The following is a 15193-nucleotide window of genomic DNA, read 5'->3' as shown; positions in this document are numbered from 1 at the left end:
TCGGTTATCGAATGTTAGAATCGTGTCTGTACACGAAGCGTGAACACGTTGTCGTGCTGATCGACCGTGTAGAGGTTAAGGTTCTTGCTGGTTTCATTTTTGACCAGGTCGAAATAGGCGCTGATGCGGGTGTTGGCATCCATACGCCAGGCTGCTCCGAATCCCCAGGTGTCGAACCGGAGGTCCGTTGCATTGGTGGTCTTCAAACCATTTGCCGTAGCTTTTCCGATTTCATCACCTTTCACGTCCGTATTCGGATCGTACCAGTCATATTTGATGACGGCGGAGAAGGGAGTATGGCCGATCCCCTGGCAGAGATAGAAGTAGGCGCCGTTAAATGCGCGGTTGTAGATCGGTTTGAGAACAGGGCTGTTGGTATTGGGACTCTTCGTATCGGAACCGAGTCCGGGTTGGTCGCCCTGAATGTATTCGCCACGAAGTACCGTGATGCCGGCTTTCCAGTCGAGGCTGAGTTGAAGATCGGCCCCGTAGTATTCGCGGTGGGTGAAGTCCCGGTTGACCAACGCGGTTGGGATGTCGGTCATGGCGTTGGACTGACGGAAACCTTTTACTCCGAGGCTGTCTGTTGACATGGCATACATCAGCGTATCGATCCGGTAACCGCCGTTGTAGTAGGAGATGCCACCGCTATACTTGAAGGTCTCTGCTGTATTGGTACGCGCGAAGGTGATGTGTCCGATAAAGTCCTTCTTTTTATCGAAGTCGGTTACATCGAGGTTCGGATTGGGGGCGCCTGTACCGTTGAAGAGTCCGGCTTCGAGTTTCAACCAGTTCCAGTTCGACAATTTCGGACCCTGGATCGTCAGCATGGCGCCGAGGTCCCGTTCGTTCGGGAAGATCAGTTGGGACATGCGGCCACGTTCGGGTGATTCGCGAAGCGAGGAAGAATAGATCACTTCGTAGCCGAATGGCCGGTTTTGCAATCCGGTGGTGAGTGAGAACCAACCGGTATAGGGATCCGTGATCTTGATATAACCATCCATGAGGCGCAGCCCGCGCTCGGAGAGATCGAATTGAATCACTACCTGCGTGGTTGACCAGCCCTTGTCGTTCAGAACGCCATCATATTGAGCTTTGATTCGCCCACGGCGGATCTGGAATCGTTTATCAACGCCGGAAGGGAAATTTCCGCCTTCAAAGGAACTCTCACCCGCGGAATCCGCTACCTGGAATTGAGCCTGAACATATCCGCTTAGCTTAAGCCGCTTCAGTACATCGAGTTCCTGACGTATTCCGGCTACGTGACTGGTCAGCGTATCCAAGGGGTTCAATTCCGTTTCTTGGGCCGAGAGGGAGCCGATTCCCAGCAGGAGTCCCAGTAACAAGGTGATGGATCGTTTCATTGCGTGTGGTGTGGTTTGAATGCAAAAGAATTCACACCATGTTAACGCAGTGGCCGGCCTATATTAAGTTAAGGTTAAATGTGAACGACAAGTGAACTAATTGTTATGTATGTCGCTGAAATTCAATCTCCTAGATTACAGCTTGTAACTCAGCGTAAGGTTGATGTTGGTGCCGAAACGGACCGATGAAATTCCGGTATCGATGTCGGCGGCGTAGCGTCCGTTCTTGTTCTGGTCCTGATAGAAGTGCCCTGCCTGGTTCAAGAGGTCACCGATCGTCAGGCGCACTTCACCTTTCGTGAAGACCCGCTTACTGATCTGGAGATCGATAAGGTCACGGGGCGTTTCTTCGATGCTCAGATAGCCCTGGTTGCCAACCTGGAAGATCCTTCTGCCGATACGGTTGTAGACCACATTCACCCCAAGTCCGCTACGCGGATTCTGGTATTGCAAGCCCCCGTTGAGCACATAGGGCGATTGCCCTTGCAGTGGTCTCGGACCAGTAGCCCTGGGATCGTTGGAGACATCCACCCGCGAACGAATCAGCGAAACGTTACCGTACAAGCTGAAGTTTTCCCACTGGTTCCACGACAGCAGTCCGTCGACGAATTCCAGTTTCTTTCTCCATTCCAGCTCCAGGCCATACGCGTAAGCGCTGCCCGCATTCCAGAAACTGACCCGACGGGAACCGGCACCTGAACTTTCTACAACGGGCTCGATCGGATTCGTGAAGTCCTTATAAAAGACCGATGCGCTGAGAATTTCACCCGGTGCAGGGTAGTACTCGTAGCGCAGGTCGAAATTCTTGATGCGGGTGCGCACCAGCGTGTCATTTCCCTGGATCGTACTGGCGGTGGAGAAATCATAGAAGCTAAAAGGCGCCAGCTCCCGGAATTCCGGACGTGCCACCGTTTGTGAAGCTGCAATTCGCAGATTGGTCTTCTCGGAAAGGGACCAGGATACGTTGATGGAAGGCAGCAGGTCGGTGTAATTTTCGCGTACCCGAATGGTATCATTACTGTATCCGAAGGAGTTCAGCTTCTGGATGAAGTTTTCGACCCGAACGCCCCACACGAGCCGGATGTTCTTGTGCACTAGATTGTCGAACTGGATGAATCCGGCATGCAGATTCGTGCTGGCGGTATACGCGTCGGAAGGATTGGTGATTTCATCGATCCGGAAACCCCGGGGACCCATATTCTCCGGATTGAACAGTGTTTCGATGGGTGACTGCAACAGGTTCCAGTTGAATTGACCGGCATTGGTGATGACATAACCGAGTACGCGGGCATCGAAGGAGCGGGATTTGTATTGTTCAAAGAAGCCGAACTTGACGGTCTGGTTTTCTCCGAGGAATTTGAGAGGTGTCTGCAGACTGAAGTCGCCGTTGTAAACCTTTTCGCCCAGATCCGAATAGAACTTTCCGGCATAGTTGGGGGATGCCGTTCCGAATGGGACATAGGCATAGAGGGTTGTATCCTCGAGTGACGGATCGAGATTCCGGTAGTAGTACATTCGACGCAGGTCGGGAACGTCCTGTCGTATCTCGGTATAGCTGCCGTTCCACTTCAGTCGGGTTCCACCTGCGGAGAGCGCATGTTCACCGGACAGGATCGAATTCAGGAAGCGTGTCGATGAATACCGAAGCGCGAACGCGTTGATGTATTGTTGGTTCTCGATATCGATTCCTTCACGCTGGATGGTCATGTCTTCCGCGTTGTCGGAGTAGAGATTCTTGAAGCTGATCTTATGACGATCGCCGATCTTATACGAGGCATTCAGCAAGGCGCCCCAGAAAACATTCTCCCGGTATTGCTGATCCTGGAAATCGAAATTCTGCGAACCATCGAAATCGTAGTCAGCACGCTCGAATTCCTGTGTTCTCCGGCCGTTGCTGTAGCTGATGGAAGCGATGAGACCAAAGTCGTTCCGAAGAAGTTTCCCGGTACGCCCGATGGATGCCTGATAGGTCTGGGTAAGCGGAGTGGAAGCTTTTTCCTCGGTCGCCCAATCGTTGGGCAGGAGTTTACTGTACTTGATTTTGTCGGCCTGGGAGGCGCGCTGTAGCGTTTCGGCCTGGGGAAATTCCGAAGGCAACGCGCGAGTGCCGTCATCAAAGCCCAACCAGTCGGTTTTGCCGCCTTGATACGAACGATACTTCTTGAACGTCGAGATCGTGTTCAGGCCGGTGCCCGCGGAGAAGCTGAAGAAATTCTGATCCGGAATATCGCGGGTATTGAGTTGTAAGAGACCGCCGGAGAATTCACCCGGAAGTTCCGGCGATGCTGTTTTGACGATAATGAGATTATCCAGCATGTTGGCCGGGAAAAGATCGAACGAGAATGCCTTCCGGTCAGGCTCGGAACTTGCCAGTGGCACAACGTTCAACAAGGCCCCATTGTAACGCTCATTCAATCCGCGGATGATCACGAAACGGCCTTCCTGGATGCTGGCGCCACTGATGCGACGAACGACTTCGCCGGTATTCTTATCCGGTGTTTTCCGGATGGTTTCTGCGGATATGCCGTCCTGCACCGTCGCGCTCTTCTTCTGCATCAGGATGATCGATCCCACGCTTTCCCGTTTCATATCAGCCGTGACGACCACTTCGTTGAGCTGTTGGCTGGAGTTCTCCAGGCTGACGTCAAGATTTACCGGAGATCCCTCCTGGACCGCTACGTTACGGATGATCTTCGTGGTATAGCCGATATAGCGAAACACGATGTTATAGGTGCCATTGGGAATGTTGGTGATCAGGTAACGTCCGTCCAGGTCCGTAACAGCGCCCAGCGTCGTGCCTTCGATCATGACCGGGACACCGATCAGCGTTTCTCCGTTCGCTTTGTCAATCACGACACCGGTCACACGTCCACTCAAACCATCGTCGTTGCCGAGTGCGAGCAGATTCAGGCCGAATGTCAATAGTAGGAGGCAATAGAGGTGTTTCATGTGCTTTGCTATCGGTTGTAAACGTACAATGGCAGTGTAACGGAAACCTTACGACCTGTTTAAGCCTATGTTAATGCAACATGAAGCATGCAAGGATTTGTGAACGTATCGTAAACACCATATAAACAGACAGGCCGGCTGATGGGCCGGCCTGTCTGTTTTGCCTTTATGTGCGGATCAATTGACCGCAAGGCGCAGCGTCGTGATCGCTGATTCGTTGCGCATGACGAGGGTGTAGATGCCCCGGGCAAGCGCTTCCACGTTCAATTCGATGCGATGTTCTCCTGCTAAATAGCGTTCCGGTTGCAGGGAAATTACCTCACGGCCTTCCAGATCGATAACGGATACCGAAAGATCGGAAGCCTGCTCGAGTGAAAAGGAAACGACTGCAAAGCGATGAGCCGGATTCGGGTAGGCGGAGATGGAGCGAATCGAGTTGATCTCGCTGATTCCAACCGTGTAGTTGGTATTCTCGCAGTCGTAGTTGGCCCAACCGTTTGTCCAATCGCTGTTTCCAAACGCGCCCCGGTAGCTGACACTCTCGAAGAACGGATCGTTCAGGTAGTTCGAGGAGAAGTCCGCTCCCGAAAGCAGGGGAGAGCCGGCAGAAGGCATGAAGTCGGGATTGGCATAGTTGTTCGGATCCATCAATTGCAGGTCGGAACTGTTGGTGAGTTGTTCATTACCATATGCGGGAGTAGTGAACCAGGCACTGATGTCCCAGGAAGAACCACTGGCGACGGCAAGCGGCGTTGCACAACCGGCCAGTACGTTATGTTGGTATTGGAGCTCATTATTGGTAGCGTTGGCTTCGCAGTTGGCACCGTCAACCAGGAGCCCCGTCGGGAAACCCGCGATGGCGCTGTTGAAGATGCTCGTCTTGCAGGAACGGCGAAGGTGGGAGCCGCGTTTGAAGTTGCTGTTGATTTGCGTGGAAGCCGTAGTCATCGGTCCGATGATCGTTACATTGGAATAGATGGGCTGCGTCAGCGGGTTGTTGGTGGACCCCGTCGCATCATTGTCGGACTCGAAGCCGTTCGAACCGGAAACGTCCGCTACATTGCTGTCACGCAAGGCTACCAGGAATTGCATCTTTCCACGGAAGCCGAAGTCCGTGTCGAAATCATCATCCAGTGTACGGTAGGAGATCAGGTGCTTCGCGTTCACCGTACCACCAAAGCATTCGAATGCATCGTCGCCGGAGAAGCTGACCATGACATAATCGATGGTAGTTCCGTTGCCAACGCCTCCGAGTGTAAGTCCGTTGATCTCGTTGTTCGGCTGAAAGGCGATTCCCGGAAATTCAATCCGGACATATCGCAGGGTTCCAGAATTATCGGCGTCATCTGTTCCGCCATAGAGTCCTTTGACGGGATCCACACCGCCTTCGATGACTTTCTCGCCGGCAGGATCATTGATAGACGCTTTCCCAAGGATGATCAGTCCGCCCCAATCACCATAGGTGCGGGTGCCGACCGGCTCGTTGGACGTGAAAACGATCGGTGCGGATGAGGTGCCGTCGGCCCAGATCTTCGAGCCGCGGGTAATGATGAGACTTCCTTTGGTGGCTTTATCGCCCTTGATGACGGTACCCGGTTCGATCGTCAGTTCCGCGTTGTTCGTTACATAGACGAATCCGCTGAGCAGGTAGATGTTGTTGCTCGTCCAGGTCGTGTTGGCGCTGATGTCGCCGCTCACGGTGATCACACTTTGTGCACGTACGCCCAGGTTGAGTCCCAGGAGAAGAGCCGCGAGAATGTAGAGTTGTTTCATGTCTTGGTTTTTGATTGGTTCTTGACTGCAAAAAAAGAACGACCGGTTTACCCGGTCGTTAATGCTGTCTGAATCCTTGTTTATGAAATCGTGAACGTCGTGTGAACAACGCCGATTCACCACCCTCAGGCTTGCATGAAACGGTAGCCGATTCCCTTCTGGGTGGTAATGAAATCAGATCCCAGTTTTCTGCGTAAACGGAGAATGTGGACATCAATGGTCCGGTCATTTTGGGAAGGCTTGCGCTTCCAGACCTTTTCGAAGATCTCTTCCCGGGTAAATACTTTACCCGGTTGTGCCGCCATCAGGTGCAACAGCTCGAATTCCTTACGCGAAACCGGTACAGGTTGCTGGTTGAGATACACGGCATACGCCTCACGGTCAATGATCAGATTGTCTTTGCTATTGGCAAACTGCGCCCGTCCGTTTGCCGGATAGTCAAGTCGGGCACGCAGCCGTTTGAATACGATCTCCGGCTCCAGCGGCCTGCGGATAAAGTCGTCGGCCCCTGCATCAAAGGCCGCGATCTCTTCCCGGCTTTCATTGGTATGACCCAGGATGATGACACGAAGATTGCGGTGATGATGAGCCGATTTGATGGAAAAGCATAGTTCCAGGCTTGCCAGAAGATTGTTTCCGGAGTCAAGGATGACAGCGCCGGTATCCAGGTTAGCCAGTACGGGAAGGGCATCGGAACTGCGATGCACCCAGGTGAGCGAACAACCGGCATCACTCAGGAATTCTGCAAGCTGGCGGTGTTCGGCGGTGGATTCGGCTACGAGAAGTAAAGGTGCTGCGGGTGCGTAGGACATGAACATCATGGTCATCGAATTAGTTCCGCGATCATGCCCATCAGTATCTGTGGACGAATCGGTTTGGTGATAAAGTGGTCACCACCGGCCTCGATGGCGTTCATGGTGGTGTATTCATCCGCATCGGCCGTGAGAAATAGTACGGGAATGGTCTTGGTTTCATCGTCCTGCTTCATCTGACGGCAGGCTTCAATGCCATTGATTCCCGGCATCCGGATATCCATGATCACGAGGTCGGGATGAACTTCGTGAGCGACACGAACCCCATCACTGCCATTGTAGGCCTTATAGACCAGGTAGTTCTCCCTGGAAAGATTGTAGCTCAGGATTTCGACTACATCCGGTTCATCATCTACCACCAGGACTTTTAAGGGCTTGTTCATTTGTTCGGTTTATCGATTCAAAGATGTCCACCCAACGTAAACCCGCGATTAATCCGGGGTGAATTAATTGTTAAGACCATTGGCTCAAAAACCGGATGCAAACGCATAATCGGCTTCTGTTAGCCGAAATTCGGGATGACGGATTACGGCGGGCTGGATGGCAAACAAAAAATGTTCGATGAATTCCGTTTCCCCATCCGGATCAAACCGGATGGTCCCGAATACATTCGATCGCTGTCCGCTGAGGACCAGCACTTGAATTCCATCCGGCTCTTTTTTTATCCGGATATCAAGCAGACTCGAACAGGCCCCTGCGGGCTCCTCACGCACGGCTCGCAGGATACAGTTGAGTGGATCCTCTTCGATTAGCTGGTAGCCGAGGGTGACAAAGACCGATTTGCAACGGGAATGCAGGGCTGCTCTTTCCAGGTGATAGATTCGGAGGTTCATGGTCATATGAATTTGATGGTGAAATAAGGCTGGTCGTGTTGAGAAAAAATTAACGGACTGTTACGCTTCCGATAAGCCTCCTGGCTACCTTAGCTAGAGCAAGATGAGTACTAAGAGAAGAAGGACCATACTCCGCTGGATGTGGGCAGGGGTATTCGTGTTATTGTTGGTGATCGGTGGAATCGGCTATGTGGCCTACGAAAGGATCTATCAGCCCAATGTTGAAGTGGCCGACCCCAACCGGAATTTCCTGTTGATCCCTACGGGAGCCGATTTCGATGATGTGATCAACCTACTGCACGAGAAAAAGGCGCTGAAAGACGAAGCTTCATTCCGGTGGACCGCCGGGAGGATGAAATACGGATCAGACGTAAAGCCCGGACGATATAAACTCCGGTCAGGGATGAGTAACCGGGAACTGGTTCAACTCCTTCGATCCGGACGGCAGACACCGGTCAAGTTGGTTTTCAACAACATCCGGACTACGCGCGAGTTGGCGGATCGGATCGGGCAGCAATTGGAACTGGAACCGGATGCGCTGCTGCATCTGCTGGAAGATAATGACTACCTCCAGCCACTGGGTTTCAATGCAGGGAATGTGCTGGCCATGTTCCTGCCGGATACCTACGAGTTTTATTGGAATACTTCGGCGGATCAGTTTCTCCAACGCATGAAAAAGGAGTATGCGAAGTTCTGGAACGCTTCGCGGCAGCAGAAGGCGAAGCGGATCGGACTACAACAAGTGGAAGTCTCCATCCTTGCCAGTATCGTTCAACAGGAAACGAATCGCAACGACGAGAAACCCATAATAGCCGGGGTCTATCTGAACCGCCTGAAAAAGGGGATGCGCCTGGATGCCGACCCCACGCTTGTTTACGCGCTTGGGGATTTTACCATTACCCGGGTGCTCAATATTCACAAGACCATCGACTCACCCTACAATACCTACCTGTATGCCGGTCTGCCTCCCGGACCGATCTGCCTTCCAACATCCGCCTCGATTGACGCGGTCCTCAATTATCAGGCGCATAACTACTATTATTTCTGCGCGCGCGATGACTTCTCGGGCTATCACGCGTTCGCGGCCACCTATGTACAACACCTTGTCAATGCGCGAAGATTTCAAAAGGCGCTGGATCGGCGAGGTATCCGTAACTGATCATGAGATACACCACTGTTTTTTTGGTCTTCCTGCTACTGGGTTGTTTTTCCAAGCTCGCCGCGCGGGAGACGCCGGTATTACTTTTTGTCAGCAAGGCGGATCAACCGGATAGCCTGGGTTTTAACCTCGTCGAGCAGTTGCCCGCATTGATTGAACCCTGGATCAGAGAGGGAAAGGTGACGTTGTGGGATGGTCCAAAGAAGAATTTTGCCATCACACCGGAAGCGCTCGCCCGGGTGGAGCGTAGTTCGGGTACCTTGATCCGTGACCTGCCCCAACTGTTTATCTACGAATACTGGAACCTTGACCAGAAAAAAGGGCGGCTCCGGACGTTGGGATATTTTCTCTCTTCCCGTACAACGTCCGGGGAAGAAGTTTCTTTTGGTTATGTCGATCATGCTCCCCTGGACAGTTTATTCCGCGCCTCGCTGCTCAAACTCAACGCCAATGGCGATTGCAAACTTGACTTTGGAACCGTCTTGCTGAACAAGTATTACCTGTACACCATCCTTCAATTTGGCAACAAGCAGGTGAAAGATGTTGTCGATGCCCTCCGGTTGCGCGAATCGGTCCGTCAGTTCGTTACCGGAAAGACCGGTGCTCCGGAGCATACCTGCAAGCGCATCACCTGGATGGTGGAAGATTCCATGACGGTACGGGATGAACCAACGGCCGCAGCGGCAAGGCTGCTGGGTTCTATACAACAATACCTGAATGAAAATCGGGAAGTGTATTTCAACCTGGGCGGTGATGCTTTAAGCGATTTTACTGTAGAGAAACCGCTCCGGCTCTCCGCGATAGAAGTCGAAGAGGAGTGGCACCGGAACGGCGAAATCATCGAATCCCGGCTTAAGGCCGTCCGCTTTTGGGTGGACGGAAAACCATTGAGATCCACCTCGCTGGAAGACCTTGCGAGGATGGAATTAGTAGTCGGTTTCAGGCAGTTTTTAGACCTTTTGAACGAAAAAGAGTTTTATTTTCGCATCCTGCAATTGAACGACGAAACCATTGCGCCGGATCGTTCGAGTGGGCTGAAAAAAGCCCTTCAGACCTGGGAATGGAACCGGCTTTCCGAGTTCGTTCCCTGAAGACTTAGGGCGTCACAGAAGATATCGAATGAGCAAGATCAAGTTTGGAACCGATGGCTGGCGTGCCATCATCGCGAAGGATTTCACCGTTGCCAATGTGGCACGCGTCGCAGAGGCTACGGCAGCCTGGTTGAAGAAGCAAAAGAAACAGCCTCATATTGTATTAGGTCACGACTGTCGCTTTGCCGGCGAGCTGTTTGCCGAGACAGTCGCCAAGGTGCTCTGTGAACGCGGCGTCAAGGTTTCCCTGGCCAGGGGATTCGTTTCGACTCCGATGATTTCCCTCGGCGCGGTGAAACTGAAGGCCGATCTGGGAGTCATCCTGACGGCTTCTCACAATCCGCCTTCCTACAATGGTTTCAAACTGAAGGGCTCGTTCGGCGGCCCGCTCAGTCCGTCGGATGTTCAACAGATTGAAGATATCATCCCGGACCACTGCTCGCTTGACCTTGACCGGATCGTTTTGGCAGGATTTGAAAAGACCGGGATGCTGGAATATGTCAACCTGGAAGATTTATACATACGACACGTCGAAGCGAATTTTGACCTGGAAGCTATCCGTCGTTCAGGAATGAAATTGGCGTATGACGCCATGTTTGGCGCAGGTCAGAATGTAATGCGCCGACTATTCCCCGACATCACCTTATTGCATTGCGACAATAACCCCGGATTCCACGGGCAGGCGCCGGAACCGATCCATAAGAACCTTCGCGATCTCCACCAACTACTGACCAGCACCAAAGGATATTCCTGTGCTGTCGTAACCGATGGCGACGCCGACCGGATCGGCATGTACGATGGCGAAGGAAACTTCATCGACTCGCACCACATCATCCTCTTGCTGATCCACTATCTGGTAAAATACAAGGGAATGACGGGTAAGGTCTGCACGGCTTTCAGTACCACACCCAAGGTGGAGAAACTATGCAAGCATTACGGTCTGACGCTTGAGACGGTCAAGATCGGATTCAAGTACATCTGTGAGATCATGGTGCGGGAAGATGTACTGATCGGAGGGGAAGAGAGCGGTGGAATCGCCATCAAAGGTCATATCCCGGAGCGCGATGGAATCTGGATGGGATTGGTGATCTGGGAATTCATGGCGAAGAGCGGAAAAACCCTGCCGGAACTTATCCGGGAAGTGTACGACATCGTCGGTCCGTTTTCTTTTGAGCGAAACGACCTGCACCTTGATCAGGCTGTGAAAGACCGGATCGTTGCCAATACCGCGGCTGGAGCCTATTCGGCATTCGGGGCCTACAAAGTCGCACGAACAGAAGACCTTGACGGTTACAAATACTTCTTCGACAACGAAAACCGGGAATGGCTGTTGATCCGCGCTTCCGGAACTGAGCCGGTGTTGCGGACGTATGCGGAATCATCAACCCGCGAAGGCGCCTTTGCTATTCTGAAAGCCGCGCAGGAAACCTTGTTGAAATCCTAAACTTGTTGTTGTTCTCCAAAAACCCGAACCATGGCACACGATATTGATTACCGCATCCTGGGCGACGACATTCAGGCGGTCGAAATCGAATTGGATCCGGGCGAGGCCGTTCGCGCAGAGGTCGGTGCCATGCTTTTCATGGAGGATGGAATCCAGATGCAAACCGGAACCGGCGGCGGTATCTTCTCGGGCTTGAAACGAATGATCTCCGGCGAGAGCTTTTTCATCACCTCTTTCCTGAATACCGCCAATAATAAAAGCAGGGTAACATTCGCGGCTCCTTATCCGGGAAAGATCATTCCCCTGGACCTGACCCAGTACGGTGGGACCTTTCTCTGCCAACGGGACGGATTCCTCTGTGCCGCGCAGGGCATCGACATCTCAGTGGAATTCACGAAAAGGCTCGGAGCAGGATTGTTCGGCGGAGAAGGATTCATTCTCCAACGACTTTCCGGTGACGGAAAAGCGTTCGTGCACGCCGGAGGTGCGATCATCCAGCGAACCTTGCAGCCCAATGAAACCCTACGGGTCGATACCGGTTGCCTGGTCGCCTTTCAACCAAGCGTCGACTACGACATCCAGTTCATCGGCGGATTTAAGAACGTACTCTTCGGCGGAGAAGGTTTGTTCTACGCCAAACTAACCGGACCCGGCATCGTATTCCTTCAGAGCCTGCCCTTCGTTCGTCTCGCTGACCGGATCATGGCCGCCGCCGCTTGGGGGCGGAACAAGGAACAATCTTCCGGAATCGGAGGATTGCTCGGAGGCATCATCAGCGGAAGAGACTGACCGGTAGCTTTCCGGTGATCAGCCTTTGGCCGACTCCTTCTTCCGAAGGTGGTTGATAACCATGTAGCCAAGCCCCAAGAGGTAAACGGCGGTGATTGCGTAAGCCATGTTGTTTAGTTTTTAATGAGGTATTGATTCGATTGTTGTTGAAGATTCGATTGCGAGCGGATGGATACGATATAAGCGCCTGCCGGCATTTCCTCGGATAGGGTTACGAGGCTTCCGGCAGCAGGTTCTGAATGTTGAATCTCAGTTATCAACATCGTTTTCCCGGTCATATCGGTAATGATCACCTGAGCATCACCGAAGCCTTCCGGCAGCAGGACGCGGAATTGTTCGTGAGCCGGGTTGGGGTAGATTTGCAGTTGTTCGTCGTTCAGGTTGAAGGTGCCCGTTGACTGAAAGAGGAACGGTTCGGAGATCGCTGAACATCCTGCAGCATCCGATACGATCACCTGATAGCTGCCTTCCTGAATCGCGAAGTGACTTTGCTGGGTAGCGCCATTGATGGAGGAGCCGTCCAGGAGCCACTGATAATTGTCGGAAAGGCTGGAGAAAAGCTGGTTGCCCACCGAGGTGATAACCGGACTGGCGGGCGTCGCATGTACCGTGATGTAGTTGATCTCCATCCTGCTGTTCGTGCCTGCCGCATTTTCAGCAAGCAGCATGACGCTGTAAACCCCCGGAACGGTATAGGTGATCACCGGGTTGATATCCGTGGATTGTGCAGGCTGACCACCCGGGAAATACCAGGTGTAGTTGGTAGCAAGCTGACTCTGATTCGAGAACTGAATGGCCGAACCCTGGCAAACGGACTGGCTGCTGACGGTGAAGGAGGCCACCGGCATGGCACAGGACCGCGTCTGAACGTCGATCTGGTCGGTGCCGGTGCAGTATCCATCGCTGATCGTCAGGGTGTAAGAGCCGGCCAGGTTCGTCGTGTAGCTGGCTGCAGTGCTGCCATCCTGCCACAAGTAGGAAAGCATCCCGGCCGGGCCATTAAGGGTGATGGAACTGGCATCACAGATCGTGGTATCGGAGCCCAGGCTGAAATGCGGAGCATTGCGTTCCGTGAGATTGAAAGCCGCAGTGGTTGCGGTACATCCGTGCCAGGAAATGGTAGCCTGATAGGTTCCGGCAGCTGCCTGCGGGAGGACCGAACCCGTTGCCCCGGTATTCCAGAGGATGGAGCCCGGAGAGAAGATGTAGAGGTCGACGGGTTGTCCGTCGCAGATGGCGTTGCCGGTCGGGGTGATCAGGGGCTGGTCAAGGCGGACGAACACCAGCGGGTCTTCCGCCGTATCGGTCAGGGCACAGGTCGCGGAAACTAAAGCAATGTTGAAACGTCCGGGATCAGTATTGGTGTACTGGGTGTTGGTATCATTGGAGAACAGGATCCCGTCGGCCATCCAAAGTGTAGCCGCCGCGTCCGTAGAGTTGTTCGTCAGGATGATCGGCATGCCGATGCAGGTGGTGTCGATGCTCAGGCCGATCGACGCGTTGGGTTGCCGGCATTCGAAGCGAGAAACCCAGATATCGGATGATCCCTGATTGCTTGAAAGCAGACCGTCGGTGCTGTAGGAGTAGGCGCCAAGCAGAAAAGCATCGTCTTGCGTCGGGGCGATGCTGCTGGCGCGCTCAACCGCCGAACCACCGGCTGCCATGCTCCAGCAAAGGTCAAGGTTACGGGAGGCGCGCAGGATCCAGGCGTCTTCCAGACCCATTCCCCGGCGGATGTCGCCGTCGGTGGAAAGGGTGCCACCTGCCGCCAGAAGTTGATTGTTGCTTGCCAGGGCGATGGCGTAGAGGGCATCCCCCTGGCTTCCACCATAACAACGGCTGTCGATCAAATTACCGTTAAGGTCACAGCGAACCAGCCAGCCGTCCGAAGAACCATGGTTTCCATGCACGTCTCCATCATTTGAACTGGTGTAACCAGCGAGAAGGAGTTCGTTCCCGTTGAGTGTCAGGGCACTGAAGCTTTCACTCATGGTTCCACCCATGCAGGCAGACCATTGCAAGTTGCCGTTACCGTCGAGGGAAACCACCCAGCCATCATAAGCGCCGCGCTTGCCGGTCACCTGCCCGTTGGTGGAGTTGGTGCCACCGCAAGCAAGAAGATAACCGCTGGTGGAGACGGCAAGTCCGTAGCATACTTCGTGGTTACTGCCGCCAAGGCTTCGCTGCCAGAGCAGGTTCCCGCTGGCATCCGTACGGAGCAGCCAGAAGTCCTGGTTGCCATGCTGACCATTCACATCCCCATCATTGGAATAGGTTCCGCCACCCAACAGGATGTCTCCATTGGGAGCCAGGGTAATGGTGTACAACAGATCGGAAGCGGAGCCGCCGTAGGTTTTTTGCCAGACCAGGTGGCCCGTTGCGTCAACCTCGAGCAGCCATGCATCGAATTGACCGTGGTTGGCGGTTACATCACCATTTTGTGAGGCGGTATAACCCGCGATCAGCAGGTGTCCATTCGGGAGTGCTACGAAACTTCCGGCAACGTCCATGGCGCTCCCACCGAAGCAGGATTGCCAGAGCATATTGCCGTTTGCATCCGTTCTGACCAGCCAGATGTCCGAGGATCCATGAGAACCGATCACAGCGCCATTGGTCGAGCCTACGGTCCCCAGGATCAGATTTCCACCTGCGGGCATTTCGATCACTTTTGACGGGTAATCCATTCCGCTTCCTCCAGAGCTCCAGTTAATTCCGCTAACCGGGGGAGCTAATGCCTGAATTTTCTCGTTTTTCGAAAAAACGGCCAGAAAAAGGAAGAAAATCGAAATATATCTCATGCGGTGACTTCAGGTCGGTGGAGTGATGTAAATATCCACCCCGACACCGCGGGCTTTCAATTTTATTCGGTAAAAGGCTGTGAATTATGGGCTAATGAGGCTTTAGGGTAAGCGATTGTTTGGGTTGAGCTGCCGATGAAAGGGTCGATTTTTAGTGAAAATATTGGCAAGACGCGAAATT

The 15193-nt window shown here is 53.3% G+C and carries 11 protein-coding genes; 4 read left to right on the top strand and 7 right to left on the bottom strand.

Annotated features, from left to right (window positions below):
• Nucleotides 1-14: 14 nt before the first annotated feature.
• The 6 genes from IPJ96_09410 to IPJ96_09385 all read right to left on the bottom strand — a co-directional run bounded on the left by IPJ96_09410 (nt 15) and on the right by IPJ96_09385 (nt 7731).
• The gene (locus tag IPJ96_09410; protein ID MBK7910564.1) at nt 15-1364 is read right to left on the bottom strand and encodes a hypothetical protein; all 1350 of its coding nucleotides are present in this window, start codon (nt 1362-1364) and stop codon (nt 15-17) included.
• Nucleotides 1365-1499: 135 nt separating this feature from the next.
• Nucleotides 1500-4313, bottom strand: a complete 2814-nt coding sequence (locus IPJ96_09405; GenBank protein MBK7910563.1) for a TonB-dependent receptor — start codon at nt 4311-4313, stop codon at nt 1500-1502.
• Between the two features lie 177 nt (nt 4314-4490).
• The gene (locus IPJ96_09400) at nt 4491-6086 is read right to left on the bottom strand and encodes a T9SS type A sorting domain-containing protein (GenBank protein ID MBK7910562.1); all 1596 of its coding nucleotides are present in this window, start codon (nt 6084-6086) and stop codon (nt 4491-4493) included.
• A 125-nt stretch (nt 6087-6211) separates the two neighbouring features.
• Nucleotides 6212-6898 carry a response regulator transcription factor gene (locus tag IPJ96_09395; GenBank protein MBK7910561.1) on the bottom strand — a complete coding sequence of 229 codons (687 nt, stop codon included), beginning with the start codon at nt 6896-6898 and terminating at the stop codon, nt 6212-6214.
• Between the two features lie 11 nt (nt 6899-6909).
• Nucleotides 6910-7281, bottom strand: a complete 372-nt coding sequence (locus IPJ96_09390; protein MBK7910560.1) for a response regulator — start codon at nt 7279-7281, stop codon at nt 6910-6912.
• 84 nt (nt 7282-7365) lie between these two features.
• Entirely contained in the window at nt 7366-7731 is a 366-nt protein-coding gene (locus tag IPJ96_09385; protein ID MBK7910559.1) for a hypothetical protein, read from the bottom strand.
• Between the two features lie 139 nt (nt 7732-7870).
• Between IPJ96_09385 and mltG the strand changes: the two genes are divergently transcribed.
• Genes mltG through IPJ96_09365 form a run of 4 tightly spaced genes read left to right on the top strand, consistent with a single transcriptional unit; the run spans nt 7871 to nt 12214 of the window.
• Nucleotides 7871-8890 carry an endolytic transglycosylase MltG gene (gene mltG, locus IPJ96_09380; protein ID MBK7910558.1) on the top strand — a complete coding sequence of 340 codons (1020 nt, stop codon included), beginning with the start codon at nt 7871-7873 and terminating at the stop codon, nt 8888-8890.
• Nucleotides 8891-8892: 2 nt separating this feature from the next.
• Nucleotides 8893-9981 carry a hypothetical protein gene (locus IPJ96_09375; protein ID MBK7910557.1) on the top strand — a complete coding sequence of 363 codons (1089 nt, stop codon included), beginning with the start codon at nt 8893-8895 and terminating at the stop codon, nt 9979-9981.
• Nucleotides 9982-10009: 28 nt separating this feature from the next.
• Entirely contained in the window at nt 10010-11425 is a 1416-nt protein-coding gene (locus IPJ96_09370) for a phosphoglucomutase/phosphomannomutase family protein (protein ID MBK7910556.1), read from the top strand.
• 30 nt (nt 11426-11455) lie between these two features.
• Nucleotides 11456-12214, top strand: coding sequence for a TIGR00266 family protein (locus tag IPJ96_09365; protein ID MBK7910555.1), 759 nt, complete (start codon nt 11456-11458; stop codon nt 12212-12214).
• Nucleotides 12215-12327: 113 nt separating this feature from the next.
• Here the strand turns inward: IPJ96_09365 and IPJ96_09360 are convergent, their stop codons facing one another.
• A complete protein-coding gene (locus IPJ96_09360) occupies nt 12328-14898 on the bottom strand; it encodes a PKD domain-containing protein (GenBank protein MBK7910554.1) in 2571 nt (856 codons plus the stop codon).
• Nucleotides 14899-15193: the final 295 nt, after the last annotated feature.

The organism is Bacteroidota bacterium, assembly GCA_016713765.1.
Lineage (GTDB): Bacteria > Bacteroidota > Bacteroidia > AKYH767-A > 2013-40CM-41-45 > Pollutiaquabacter > Pollutiaquabacter aromativorans.
The sequence above is the reverse complement of the archived record's forward strand: the minus strand, read 5'-3'. Positions and strand labels throughout refer to the sequence as shown.